This window comes from Streptomyces sp. NPDC050546, from assembly GCF_044457425.1.
Lineage (GTDB): Bacteria > Actinomycetota > Actinomycetes > Streptomycetales > Streptomycetaceae > Streptomyces.
Map to the genome: position 1 here is coordinate 229,978 of NZ_JBITGX010000014.1, position 12,432 is coordinate 242,409.

Consider the following 12,432-nt stretch of genomic DNA (forward strand, 5'->3'; position numbering starts at 1 on the left):
TGGTCACCGTACGGCTGTACGAGCGAGTATCCGGAATTCGTCGGCTGGAATTCGCCGGACGTTCAACGATCTCGTTCAACGACCTCATCGGAAACGGGAGTTGGTCACTGCTTCGAGTACGTCAGCCGCTCCCCGCTGCTCGTGTTCACGCGCTCGAGCGTGTAGTCGGTCAGGAGGGTGACCTCGGTGGCCGCGCCCGGTGTGCAGGCGGTGCGCGGCTGCCCGACGGTCACGGTGGACGGGCCGATCTTCAGCGGGCCGTCGGTGCCCGGGGCATCGGTCAGCTCGCCCTCGAACACGCAGTGGTAGGTGCCGCCTCCCTTGGTGGGACCGTCCGCCACGAGGGACAGGACCGTGTCGCCCGGCTCGCCCTGCTGGATCGTCAACGACCGGGTGTGCTGCCCGTCGGCGTTGTCGATGGTGGTGGTCCAGTTGCCGAGGTACGCCGTGGGGATCGCGCCGCCTGCCGGGGAGGCGGTGGTGTCCGGCCGCGAGGTCTCCGGGGAGGGGCCGGAGTCCGAGGGGCTGCCGGTGTCCTGCGTGGGGGTGGGGCGGTCGTCGGCCCGGTCGCCCTCACCGCCCTGCATCAGCGCGTACACCGAGCCGCCCGCGGCCAGCGCGACGACCAGGGCGATCACGACGAGCAGCGCGGTGGAACGGCCGTTCCGGGGCGGTTCCTGCGGTGTGCCGTACGGCGTTGGGCCGTAGGGCGGGGGTGTGCCGTACGGCGGTGGGCCGTAGGGCGGGGTGGAGCCTAGGCCGCCACCGAGGCCGCCGCCGTGGGCGGGGTAGGCGGGGCCGGGCTGGGGGTGTTGCTGGGGGTAGCCGTACGCCGGGTGCGGCGGCGGGGGCGGGGCGGCCGGGCCGGGGGCGTGCGGCGGCGGGGTCGTGCCCTGGCCCGCGACCATGGTGGGCAGGTGGTTCAGGGGCGGGCCCTCGCCCGGGCGGCCCGGCGGGGGCGGGGCCGGGGGCGCGGCGGGGGCGGTGGGTGCGGTGGGTGCGGTGGGTGCCTGTGGCACGGGGTTCGGTGACGATTCGTCGGCGGCCGGGGCGTGTTCGAGGGTGGCGTCGGCTCCGTACTCCGGCTGCCGGCCGGTGGGGGCTGGTCGCGCAGTTCCCCGCGCCCCTTCAGGGTCGGTGGGGGCTGGTCGCGCCCGCGCGGCGGAGCCGTTTGTGTCACCGCCCCGCGCCCCTTCAGGGCCGGTGGAGGCTGGTCGCGTCCGCGCGGCGGAGCCGCCCGTGTCCCCGCCCCGCGCCCCTTCCAGGGGCCCGTCAGCCGCACCGGCCCCCTCCGGGTCCTCCGCGTCCAGCAACCGCACCGCGTGCCGCCCGAGTTGGGCGACCAGTGCGCTCGGCAGCCAGGGGTCGAGGGCGCGGCCGTCGGAGACGGTGTCGTCGGCGCCCGTGCGTTCCAGGACGCGGTCGAGGGTCGGGCGGGCGGCGGGGTCTTTGCGGAGGCAGTCGCGGACCAGGTCGGCGATGCCCTCGGGGACGCCCGTGAGGTCCGGTTCCTCCTGGGCGATGCGGAACATCAGCGCGTGCACACCGCTGTTGGCGGTGCCGAAGGGCAGGGCGCCGGTCGCGGCGTAGGCGAGGACGGAGCCGAGGCAGAAGACGTCGCAGGCCGGGGTGATGCGGTCGCCCCGCACCTGCTCGGGCGCCATGAAGCCGGGCGATCCGACGAGCGCGCCGGTGCGCGTGAGCCCGCCGTCCGTCACGGTCTCCAGGGCCCGTGCGATACCGAAGTCGATGACGCGCGGGCCGTCGATGGTGACCAGCACGTTGGACGGCTTGAGGTCGCGGTGGACGATGCCGGCGGCGTGGATGTCCTTCAGCGCGTGCGCGAGCCCGGCGGCGAGGATGCGGACCGTCCGCTCGGGCAGGGCACCGTGGTCGTGCCCGACGACCTGCTGGAGACTCGGCCCGGCGACGTACCCGGTGGCGACCCAGGGCACGGCCGCCTCGGTGTCCGCGTCCAGCACCGGCGCCGTCCAGTGCCCGCCGACCCGCCGTGCGGCCCGCACCTCCTGCCGGAACCGCTCCCGGAACTCCTCCTGCGCCGCCAGTTCCTCGCGCACGAGTTTCACGGCGACCGTACGGCCCCGCTCGGAGCGGGCCAGATACACCTGCCCCATGCCACCCGCGCCGAGCCGCGCCAGCAGCCGGTAGGCGCCGATGCGTTGCGGATCCCCGGACCCCAGTTTCTCCATCGCTCAGCCGCCTTCCCCCCACACGTGAGCAACAGATCGAGAATAGTGCGGGGGCGTGCCGGGGTGACCTGGGCGAACTCTACGGTTCCGTAACAGGCGGACCTGCCTGGTCGAGCACCGTGGACAGACGTTCCAGCAGCCGTACCGCCTCCGCCAGTTCCGCCTCCCCGAACTCCTCCGCCAGCCGGTCGGCGAAGGCCGCGTGCCCGGGGTCGATACGGGCGATCGCCGCACGGCCCTCCTCGGTCGGCGCGAGGAGCTTGGCGCGGCGGTGCGCGGGGTTCGGCCGGTACTCGGCGAGGCCGCGCTCCACCAGCAGGTCGGCGATGCGCTGCACGCTCTGCCGGGTGATGCCCATGGCGCGGGCGATGCCGGAGACGGGCAGCGGCTCGCCGAGGACCGCGCCGAGCACCTGCCACCAGGCGGCGGTGAGCCCGGCGGGCTTGGCCAGTTCCTCCGCGACGGCGAGGAACTGGCCGTTGAGCCTGAAGACTCCGAGGGCGCTGCGGCTGAGCAGGTCCTGACGCTCCCGGCTCACAGGGCGCCGGCCTTCTCCAGCACCGCGTAGGCCGCCGGGTCGGAGTCGTGGAACAGCCGGTACCAGGCGTCGAGGACCTCACCCTCGTAGACCCCGAGCAGCCGGAGGATCTCCCGGGCGAAGGCGACGGGCTCGGTCGGGCCCGCGGTGACCAGGGGGCCGTCGGTGACGGCGTCGGTCTCGACGTAGCGCCCGCCGCCCGCGTAGCCGGTCGCGGCCAGGTAGAAGGAGACCGCGCTGGTGTGGTCACGGTCGTCGAGCAGGCCCTCCCGGGCCAGTCCGGCGGTGGCCCCGCAGATCGCGGCGACCGGCACGCCCGCTTCCAGGAAGGCCCGGGCCTTGCGGGCGAAGGGCGCGAGGTCGTCCGACGTGTCCCAGAGGTCGGCGCCCGGGAGGATCAGCAGCGCGCTGTCCTCGGGGCGTACGTCGTCCAGGGCCGCGTCGGGCTGGACGCGCAGTCCGCCGGTGCTGGTGACGGGGGCCGTGGTCGGGCCGACCGTGCGGATCGTGTGGCCCGCGCGGGCGAGCTGGGCCGTGGCGTGGCCGGTCTCCCAGTCGGCGAGGGTGTCGTAGACGGCGAGATGGACGGGCTTGGCGCTCATGGCTCCTCCTGGAGGTCCGAGTATGACAACATACTGTCCAATCGACAGCATGTTGTCAATAGCTCCCGTCAATGGCTCCCCCGTGCGACATCTCCCCGTCGACAACCTGTCGCGGAAACCCCCAGACCTCACACACGACGCCGATTTCCCGCTCGCACCTCGCATGCCTACGCTCGCCCGCATGACCCCTCAGCCGAACCCCGAAGCCGGTGCCGCCGTCAAGGCCGCCGACCGTGACCATGTGTTCCACTCCTGGTCCGCCCAGGAGCTCATCGACCCGCTCGCCGTCGCCGGCGCGGAGGGGTCGCACTTCTGGGACTACGACGGCCGCCGCTACCTGGACTTCTCCAGTGGGCTCGTCTACACGAACATCGGCTACCAGCACCCCAAGGTCGTCGCCGCGATCCAGGAGCAGGCGGCGCGGATGACGACCTTCGCGCCCGCGTTCGCGATCGAGGCGCGGTCGGAGGCGGCACGGCTGATCGCCGAGCGGACCCCGGGCGACCTGGACAAGATCTTCTTCACCAACGGCGGCGCCGACGCCGTCGAGCACGCGATCCGGATGGCCCGTCTGCACACGGGCCGTCCGAAGGTGCTCTCGGCGTACCGCTCGTACCACGGCGGCACCCAGCAGGCCGTGAACCTCACCGGCGACCCGCGCCGCTGGGCCTCCGACAGCGGCACGGCCGGGGTCGTGCACTTCTGGGCGCCCTACCTCTACCGCTCCCGCTTCTACGCCGAGACCGAGGAGCAGGAGTGCGCGCGGGCGCTGGAGCACCTGGAGACGACGATCGCCTTCGAGGGGCCCTCGACCGTCGCGGCGATCATCCTGGAGACGATCCCGGGAACGGCCGGGATCATGGTCCCGCCGCCCGGCTACCTCGCCGGGGTGCGCGAGATATGCGACAAGTACGGGATCGTCTTCGTCCTGGACGAGGTCATGGCCGGGTTCGGGCGGACCGGTGAGTGGTTCGCGGCCGACCTGTTCGACGTCACCCCCGACCTGCTGACCTTCGCCAAGGGCGTGAACAGCGGCTACGTGCCGCTCGGCGGTGTCGCGATCTCCGGTGCCATCGCGGAGACGTTCGGGAAGCGGCCGTACCCCGGCGGTCTGACCTACTCCGGGCACCCGCTGGCCTGCGCGGCGGCCGTGGCGACGATCAATGTCATGGCGGAGGAGGGCGTCGTCGAGAACGCGGCCCGGCTGGGCGCGTCCGTCGTCGGGCCGGAGCTTCACGCGCTCGCCGAGCGGCACCCGAGCGTCGGCGAGGTGCGGGGCACCGGCATGTTCTGGGGGCTGGAGCTGGTGCGCGACCGGGAGACGCGTGAGCCGCTGGTGCCGTACAACGCGGCCGGGGAGGCGAACGCGCCGATGGCCGCCTTCGCCGCCGCCGCGAAGGGCGGCGGGCTGTGGCCGTTCGTGAACATGAACCGGACGCATGTGGTGCCGCCCTGCAACATCAGCGAGGCGGAGCTGAAGGAAGGCCTCGCGGTACTGGACACGGCGCTGTCGGTAGCGGACGAGTACACGGAGTAAACAGCTGTAAACCCGTCAGTAACCGACAACCTCGCGCCTCATTCGAACGCGTAAGGTGGCGTGCTCGTAGACATATACGTGCACGCCACCCGAACGCGACGAGGGAGACGCCCTGACCATGCCCGGCAGGACCGGCAACGGCGCCGTGACGCGCAGCACCCTGCGCCAGCAGATCGCGGACGCGCTTCGTGACGAGGTGCTGGCCGGACGGCTCCAGCCGGGGCAGGAGTTCACGGTCAAGGAGATCGCCGAGCAGTACGGCGTGTCCGCGACGCCGGTACGCGAGGCCCTGGTCGACCTCTCCGCCCAGGGGCTCCTCGACGCCGACCAGCACCGGGGCTTCCGGGTCCACGAGTACTCGGCCGAGGACTTCCGCGGCATGATCGAGGCCCGTGACCTGGTGATCGAGGGCATGTTCCACGCCCTGACCTCCGGGCAGCGGGCCTCACTCCAGCCCGACGATCCCAAGGTCGCCGCCGTGCTCGCCGGGGTCCGGCGGCGCGGCGAGGAGGCCCAGCGGGCCGCCGCGGCCGGTGACCTCACCGTCCTCATCGGCTACGACCTGCGCTACTGGCGCGAACTCGCCGCCCTCTTCGGCAACCCTTACCTGGGCGACTTCCTGCACCGGCTGCGCGTGCAGACCTGGGTCGGCGCGGTGCAGCATCTGCGCCGCCTCGCCGACCTGCGCGGCGAGCTGTGGGCCGGCCACACCGCGCTGGTCGACGCCCTGGCCGCCCAGGACACCGTCACGGCCCGGTCGATCATCGCCGGCTACAACTCGCACTCGCTCGCCCTGATCGAGCGCCTCGCCTGCTGACGGCCTGCGTCGCGGCTGTTCGTATGGGTATGGGACATGCACGACAGGAGCCTCTGCCGTGCCGCACCGATACGCTTCCCTGACCACCGTGCCATCCGACGCCACCCGACCGCTGAGCTGATCGAGGAGCCTTCTTTGGCCTGTGACCTGTGGCTGGTACCGCTCGTCGACGTCTTGTGCCACACGCCGGACAACCCCTTCGCCGAGGAACTCGCGCAATACAACAAGGTGCTCGCCGAGGCCGGGTTGCCGCCGGTGCCGGTGTACCAGTACATGCCGGGCCTGTCCGGCGATGTCGCGCCGGTCGCGGGCTTCGACTACGACGCCCTGCACTTCCTGCGCCGCGCCTATCTGCTCCAGGTGTGCGGCCTGCCGGTGACGCCCGTGGACGAACTCGGGGGCGACTACGAGCAGTTGCTGGAGATGTTCGAGTCGACGGCCCAGCAGTCGCACCTGGTCTGGCACTACGACCACGCGGGCGCGTACGTCCCCGTCGACTTCCCCAGCCCCCTCGCCGACGACGATCTCCTCGCGGGCGGCGGCCCGCTGGGCTCCTCGCACGCCCTGCTGCGGGAGCTGGAGACGGTCGCCCCCGCCCTCGGCATCGACCCGGCCAACCCGCCGGCGGCCCCCCAGGCACCCCCGAACCCCACGGAGCTGGAGGAACCCGCCGCCCCCGCCCCGTACGACCCCAGCCCCTTCGCCCGCGAACGACACGTCTGGCTCGGCCTGCACGCGGCGGTGACCCGGAGTCTGGCGCAGGGGTCGATGATCGTCTTCAGTTGAGGGCGAGGCAGGATCCGATCGGAAGGTGCGTCCATGACGAGTGAGCAAGCACGCCTGACCGCGATGATCACAACGGTCGAGCAGGAGGCGCAGGACGAGGCGAGGGTGCTGGCGGGTGAGGGCCGGACGGCCAGGGCGATCCGCCGTCTGCGCAAGAACTCGGGTCTGAACCTGCTCACCGGCTCGTTGGCGCTGGACCTGATGGTCCAGGGAGGCACGCTGCCCACCACGCACCGCCAGGCACTGGACGTCCTGCGGGAGTCGGACGCCGCGCTGGTCGCCCAGTTGACGGACGTACTGGGCGAGGGGAAGCGGGACTCGGACATCAAGGCCGTCAAGCTGCTCCGCGAGCGCACCGGCATCGATCTGGCCGGCGGCTATCACATCGTCCAGGAGCTGGCGGCACAGCTCGGCCGGTGACCGAGGGTCTCACCTCGGGTCACCGGCCGCAGCAGGAGGCGTCCTACAGGAACGAGTTGATCTCGATCGTCTCGTCCCGGCCCGGGCCCACGCCGATCGCGGAGATCGGGGCGCCCGACATCTCCTCCAGCGCCTTCACATAGGCCTGGGCGTTCTTCGGCAGGTCGGAGAAGGACTTGGCCTTGCTGATGTCCTCGCTCCAGCCCGGCAGCATCTCGTAGACCGGCTTCGCGTGGTGGAAGTCGGTCTGGGAGTACGGGAGCTCCTCGACGCGCTTGCCGTCGATCTCGTAGGCCACGCAGACCGGGATCTGCTCCCAGCCGGTGAGGACGTCGAGCTTGGTGAGGAAGAAGTCGGTCAGGCCGTTGACGCGGGTGGCGTACCGGGCGATGACGGCGTCGAACCAGCCGCAGCGACGGTCACGGCCGGTGGTGACACCGCGCTCGCCGCCGATGCGGCGCAGCGCCTCGCCGTCCTCGTCGAAGAGCTCCGTCGGGAACGGGCCCGCGCCGACCCGGGTCGTGTAGGCCTTGAGGATGCCGATGACCCGGCTGATCTTCGTCGGGCCCACACCGGCGCCGGTGCAGGCGCCGCCCGCGGTCGGGTTCGAGGAGGTGACGAAGGGGTACGTGCCGTGGTCGATGTCGAGGAGCGTGCCCTGGCCGCCCTCGAAGAGGACCACCTTGTCCTCCTCCAGGGCCTGGTTCAGCACCAGGACGGTGTCGGAGACGTACGGCCGAAGCTTGTCGGCGTAGGTCAGCAGCTCCTCGACCACCTGGTCCACGGCGATCGCGCGCCGGTTGTAGAGCTTGGTGAGTACCTGGTTCTTGATGTCGAGGGCCGCCTCGACCTTCTGCGTCAGGATCGACTCGTCGTAGAGGTCCTGCACACGGATACCGACACGGTTGATCTTGTCCGCGTAGGTCGGGCCGATGCCGCGCCCGGTCGTGCCGATCTTGCGCTTTCCGAGGAAGCGCTCCGTCACCTTGTCGACGGTGACGTTGTACGGCGTGATGATGTGCGCGTTGCCGCTGAGGAGGAGCTTGGAGGTGTCGACACCACGCTCGTTCAGACCGCTCAGCTCGGAGAGCAGGACCGACGGGTCGACGACGACACCGTTACCGATGACCGGCGTGCAGCCGGGAGACAGGATTCCGGAAGGGAGGAGGTGCAGTGCATACTTCTGGTCACCCACGACCACCGTGTGGCCGGCGTTGTTGCCGCCCTGGTAGCGCACTACATAGTCCACAGATCCACCGAGCAGGTCGGTGGCCTTTCCCTTGCCTTCGTCACCCCACTGAGCACCGAGCAGCACAAGTGCGGGCACGCGCGTACACCCCTTCCGGGCGGGGCATGTCCATGGTCGAGGGCGAACGCGGCGGTGTACCACCGTGTGCACCGCGACCATCGTTGGCCGCCAACCGTCGGACCGGATGCCCCGGAATAGACGAAGCCCCTGGCGCAATAGCGCAAGGGGCTCTTGCACAAAGATGCTACCCGAGGAAGCGAGGCATGGCCGAGGTGGCGACTTCTCCGACGTCCGAGCAGCTGCTGGTGGTCATAGACCCGGTCGCCCGCCGGACGGACAACGAGTCCGTACGGATCGCGAAAGACGTGCTCAGCGGGGGTGCCGGCACGAAGGTGTGCCTCCCGGAGGGGCCGGAGGAGTTCGCCCGGGCGCTGGCCCGGCGGGGCTCGCGGCGCCCGGTCGTGGTGGGCGACGACCGGGCCCTGATCCGCGCGGTGTCGCTGCTGCACCGGCATCGGGAGCTGACGGGGTGCGCGCTGTCGGTGGTGCCGGTCGGTGCTGTGCAGTCCCTCGCGCGTTCGTTGGGGGTGCCGACGGGGACGGTGGCCGCGGCACGGGCGGTGCTCGACGGGGTCGAGCGGCGGATGGACCTGATGGTCGACGACAGCGACGGGGTGGTGCTCGGCGCGTTGCGGATACCGCCCCTCTCGCCCTTCCCGGCGGCGGAGGCTCCGGAGGCCGAGGGTTCGGAGTCCGTGACGGGCCGCCCGTGGCTGCGGACCTGCCAGTCCCTGGTCCGGACGCTGGTGCCGGCCGGCCGCCCGTCCCGGCTCACCGCCGCACCGGAGCCCGGGCCGTCCCGGCTGCGGGTCGAGGTGGACGGGGAGACCCTCGTCGACCTGAACCAGCCGGTGGAGGCGGTGTCGGTGGCACCGGGCCCCGCGGGGATCGCGTCGGTGGAGGTCAGGCCGGTGTCGGTCGGCGCCGAGGCCTCTCCCCTGCTCGCGGAGGGCCGCACGGTGACCGTCTCGGGCGCCCACTTCCGCTACCGGGCGGACACGGTGGTCTCGGGCCCGGTGCGGACCCGGACGTGGAGTGTGCGGGAGGGGGCTTGGGGGCTGACGGTGCCGGCGGGGTCGTGAGCCGGTCCTCGGTCCCTGGTCACTCCGGCCCGAACGTCTTCTCCCGGTGCACCCGCCAGCGCTCCATCATCGCCTCGACCTCGCCCTCCAGGAACTCGAAGAACGCGAGCGTCTCGGAGAGGCGGCGGCCCGCCGGGGTCGTGGCGCCGAGACTGGTGACGCCCTCGCGCAGGGCGCCCTCCCAGCGCTTGAGGACGGCCTCGCGGTTGGTCAGGGCCTCGTACCACTGGTCGCCGTGCACCCGGTAGCGCTCCCGACGCGAACCGGGCTCCCGTTCGCGCGAGACCATGTGCGTCTGGGCCAGGTAGCGCACCGCCCCGGACACCGCCGCGGGGCTGATGCGCAGCTGGTCTCCCAGTTCGGCGGAGGTCAGCGACCCCTCGTCGGAGGCGAGCAGCGCGGCGAAGACCCGGGCGGGCATCCGCGGCATCCCGGCCTCGACGAGCTGCGCCGCGAAGGACTCCACGAATCTCGACACGGCCTCCGCGTCCCGGCCGCCTCCGGCTGATTCCGTCATGTGATCCACCCTATCCGTGATTCATACGCTTCCTTAACTTCACAAATTTCTGAAAGAAGCGTACGTTCTGAAGCATGACGAAGGCCATCACCGTCTCCGGACTGCACAAGTCCTTCGGGCGGACGCACGCGCTCGACGGGCTCGATCTGGAGGTCGCCTCCGGCGAGGTCCACGGCTTCCTCGGCCCCAACGGCTCCGGGAAGTCCACCACCATCCGCGTCCTGCTCGGGCTGCTGCGCGCCGACTCGGGCGCCGCGCAGGTGCTCGGCCGCGACCCGTGGACGGACGCGGTCGAGGCGCACCGCCGTATCGCCTATGTCCCGGGGGACGTGACCCTGTGGCGCAACCTCTCCGGGGGCGAGGTCATCGACCTCTACGGCCGTCTGCGCGGCGGTCTTGACCCCCGGCGCCGGGCGGAGCTGGTCGAGCGCTTCGAACTCGACCCCACCAAGAAGGGCCGTACGTACTCCAAGGGCAACCGGCAGAAGGTGGCCCTGGTCGCCGCGTTCGCCTCGGACGTCGACCTGCTGATCCTGGACGAGCCGACCTCGGGACTGGACCCGCTGATGGAGGAGGTCTTCCAGCGGTGCGTCGCCGAGGAGCGCGACCGGGGCCGCACGATCCTGCTCTCCTCCCACATCCTCAGCGAGGTGGAGGAGCTGTGCGACCGGGTGAGCATCATCCGCAAGGGCCGTACGGTCGAGAGCGGATCGCTCGCCGACCTGCGGCATCTGACCCGCACCAGCGTCGTCGCCGAACTCGCGGGCCCGCCCGACGGGCTGGCGGTCCTCCCGGGCGTCCACGACCTCGACGTGCGGGGGCGACGGGTCCGGCTCCAGGTCGACACCGACCGGCTGGACGGCGTACTGCGGTCGCTGAGCGAGTCGGGTGTGCGGTCGCTGACGTCGACGCCGCCGACGCTGGAGGAGCTCTTCCTGCGGCACTACCAGAACGAGGCGGACGAGACGGCAGAGGCGGTGGCCCGATGACGGCCTTCGCGGTGCGGCCCGGCACCTCACGCCAACTGGCCGGCACCGGCACGCTGCTGCGGTTCGCGCTGCGCCGCGACTGGCTGGTGATCCCGGTGTGGATCGGGGTCAACGCCCTGATGGTCCTCTCCATGCCGAGCACCTTGGAGGGCCTGTACGGCACGGCCGCCGAACGCGCCGACCTGATCCGGCAGATGGCCACCAACTCCTCGCTGCGCGCGATGATCGGCCCCGTCTTCGACGACTCGATCGGCGCCCTGACGGCCTGGCGGGTCGGCGTCTACGCGGGCGCCCTGGCCGCCGTGATGAGCCTGCTGGTCGTCGTACGGCACACCCGGGACGAGGAGGAGAGCGGCCGTCAGGAGCTGGTGGCGTCCGGGATGGTGGGGCGCCGGGCCTCCCTGACGTCGGCCCTGCTGGCGGCGGCGGTCGCGAACGCGGTCCTTGCGCTGCTGGTGACGGCCGGACTGGCCGGGCAGGGCACGGTCGGGGCGCTGGCCCTGGGCCTCGGGATCGCCGGAGTCGGGATGGTCTTCGCGACGATGGCGGCGATCGTCGCCCAGCTGACGGAGAGCGCGCGGCTGGCCCGTGGGCTGACGGCGGCGGTGCTGGGCACGGCGTTCGTCCTGCGCGCGGCGGGCGACTCGGCGAGGGATGGGGGCACCTCCCAGGCTTTCGGCACTGGGGGAGGCTCGTCGGTGCTGACCTGGCTGTCGCCGCTGGGCTGGCTGGAGAACCTGCGGCCGTACGCGGACGAACGCTGGTGGGTGCTGGCGCTGCTCGCCGGGGCCGTCCTGCTCCAGGGCGCGGTGGCCTACGGGCTGGCCGGCCGCCGGGACCTCGGCATGAGCTTCCTGCCCACCCGGCCGGGCCCGGCCACCGGCCGCCTGGGCAGCGCGGGCGCGCTCGCCTGGCGGTTGCAGCGGGGCGGTGTGCTGGGCTGGAGCATCGGCTTCCTCCTCGCCGGGGCCGTCTACGGCGGTATGACCGAGGGCGCGGCCGACCTGGTCGGCGACAACGACAACGCCCGGCGGATCTTCGAGCGGATGGGAGGCCGGTCCGGCCTGACGGACGCGTTCCTGGCGTCGATGGTCGGCATGCTGGGCCTGGTCGCGGCCCTGTACGTCGTGGCGTCGGTGCTGCGTCTGCACGGCGAGGAGACCTCGGGCCGGGCGGAACCGGTCCTGGCGAACGCCGTCGGCCGGCTGCGCTGGGCCGCAGGGCATCTGGCGATCGCCTTCGGCGGTTCGGCGCTCCTCATGCTCCTGGCCGGCCTCGGCTTCGCCGTCGGCTACGGCAAGGAGACCGGGCCGATCCTGGGGGCGTGCCTCGTCCAGGTCCCGGCGGTCTGGGTGATCGGCGGCCTCGCGGTCCTGCTGACCGGCGTACTGCCCCGGGCAGCGGCGGCGGCCTGGGGCGTCGCCGGAGCGGTGCTGCTGATCGGCTGGGTCGGACCCGCGCTGGACGTGCCGCAGGCGGTGCTGGACGTGTCTCCCTTCGGCCATCTGCCCAAGCTGCCGGGCGGGGAGATGGAGTGGGGGCCGGTGCTGGTCCTGCTGGGGCTGGCCGTGGTGCTGGTGGCCGCCGGCCTGGCGGGGTTGCGGCGCCGGGACATGACGACCTGA

The 12,432-nt window shown here is 72.1% G+C and carries 12 protein-coding genes; 7 read left to right on the forward strand and 5 right to left on the reverse strand.

Annotated features, from left to right (window positions below; all coding sequences use genetic code 11):
• Positions 1-104: 104 nt before the first annotated feature.
• The 3 genes from ACIBK5_RS31600 to ACIBK5_RS31610 all read right to left on the reverse strand — a co-directional run bounded on the left by ACIBK5_RS31600 (position 105) and on the right by ACIBK5_RS31610 (position 3,350).
• A complete protein-coding gene (locus ACIBK5_RS31600; RefSeq protein ID WP_399024820.1) occupies positions 105-2,210 on the reverse strand; it encodes a serine/threonine-protein kinase in 2,106 nt (701 codons plus the stop codon).
• Between the two features lie 79 nt (positions 2,211-2,289).
• Entirely contained in the window at positions 2,290-2,748 is a 459-nt protein-coding gene (locus tag ACIBK5_RS31605) for a MarR family winged helix-turn-helix transcriptional regulator (RefSeq protein WP_399024822.1), read from the reverse strand.
• Positions 2,745-3,350, reverse strand: a complete 606-nt coding sequence (locus ACIBK5_RS31610; RefSeq protein ID WP_399024823.1) for a type 1 glutamine amidotransferase family protein — start codon at positions 3,348-3,350, stop codon at positions 2,745-2,747. Before ACIBK5_RS31610 ends, ACIBK5_RS31605 begins: the two co-directional genes overlap by 4 nt.
• 181 nt (positions 3,351-3,531) lie before the next feature.
• Here ACIBK5_RS31610 and ACIBK5_RS31615 point away from each other — a divergent pair, with 181 nt between their 5' ends.
• From ACIBK5_RS31615 to ACIBK5_RS31630, 4 genes are all read left to right on the forward strand, one after another.
• A complete protein-coding gene (locus ACIBK5_RS31615; RefSeq protein WP_399024826.1) occupies positions 3,532-4,887 on the forward strand; it encodes an aspartate aminotransferase family protein in 1,356 nt (451 codons plus the stop codon).
• Between the two features lie 118 nt (positions 4,888-5,005).
• Positions 5,006-5,704, forward strand: coding sequence for a GntR family transcriptional regulator (locus tag ACIBK5_RS31620; RefSeq protein WP_399024828.1), 699 nt, complete (start codon positions 5,006-5,008; stop codon positions 5,702-5,704).
• A gap of 135 nt (positions 5,705-5,839) precedes the next feature.
• Positions 5,840-6,490 (forward strand): hypothetical protein, encoded by a 651-nt coding sequence (locus ACIBK5_RS31625; protein ID WP_399024830.1) that lies wholly within the window; start codon positions 5,840-5,842, stop codon positions 6,488-6,490.
• Positions 6,491-6,523: 33 nt separating this feature from the next.
• Complete coding sequence (locus ACIBK5_RS31630) at positions 6,524-6,910, forward strand: hypothetical protein (protein ID WP_399024831.1); 387 nt, start codon at positions 6,524-6,526, stop codon at positions 6,908-6,910.
• A 43-nt stretch (positions 6,911-6,953) separates the two neighbouring features.
• Here ACIBK5_RS31630 and ACIBK5_RS31635 read toward each other — a convergent pair whose 3' ends face one another.
• Positions 6,954-8,237, reverse strand: coding sequence for an adenylosuccinate synthase (locus tag ACIBK5_RS31635; RefSeq protein WP_399024833.1), 1,284 nt, complete (start codon positions 8,235-8,237; stop codon positions 6,954-6,956).
• Positions 8,238-8,422: 185 nt separating this feature from the next.
• Between ACIBK5_RS31635 and ACIBK5_RS31640 the strand changes: the two genes are divergently transcribed.
• Entirely contained in the window at positions 8,423-9,301 is an 879-nt protein-coding gene (locus ACIBK5_RS31640; RefSeq protein ID WP_399024835.1) for a diacylglycerol kinase family protein, read from the forward strand.
• Between the two features lie 19 nt (positions 9,302-9,320).
• On the opposite strand, the gene ACIBK5_RS31645 is transcribed toward ACIBK5_RS31640, so the two are convergent.
• On the reverse strand, positions 9,321-9,818 hold the full coding sequence (locus ACIBK5_RS31645; protein ID WP_399024837.1) for a GbsR/MarR family transcriptional regulator: 498 nt from the start codon (positions 9,816-9,818) through the stop codon (positions 9,321-9,323).
• Positions 9,819-9,892: 74 nt separating this feature from the next.
• Between ACIBK5_RS31645 and ACIBK5_RS31650 the strand changes: the two genes are divergently transcribed.
• Positions 9,893-10,807 carry an ATP-binding cassette domain-containing protein gene (locus tag ACIBK5_RS31650; protein ID WP_399024839.1) on the forward strand — a complete coding sequence of 305 codons (915 nt, stop codon included), beginning with the start codon at positions 9,893-9,895 and terminating at the stop codon, positions 10,805-10,807.
• Complete coding sequence (locus ACIBK5_RS31655) at positions 10,804-12,432, forward strand: ABC transporter permease (RefSeq protein ID WP_399024841.1); 1,629 nt, start codon at positions 10,804-10,806, stop codon at positions 12,430-12,432. Before ACIBK5_RS31650 ends, ACIBK5_RS31655 begins: the two co-directional genes overlap by 4 nt.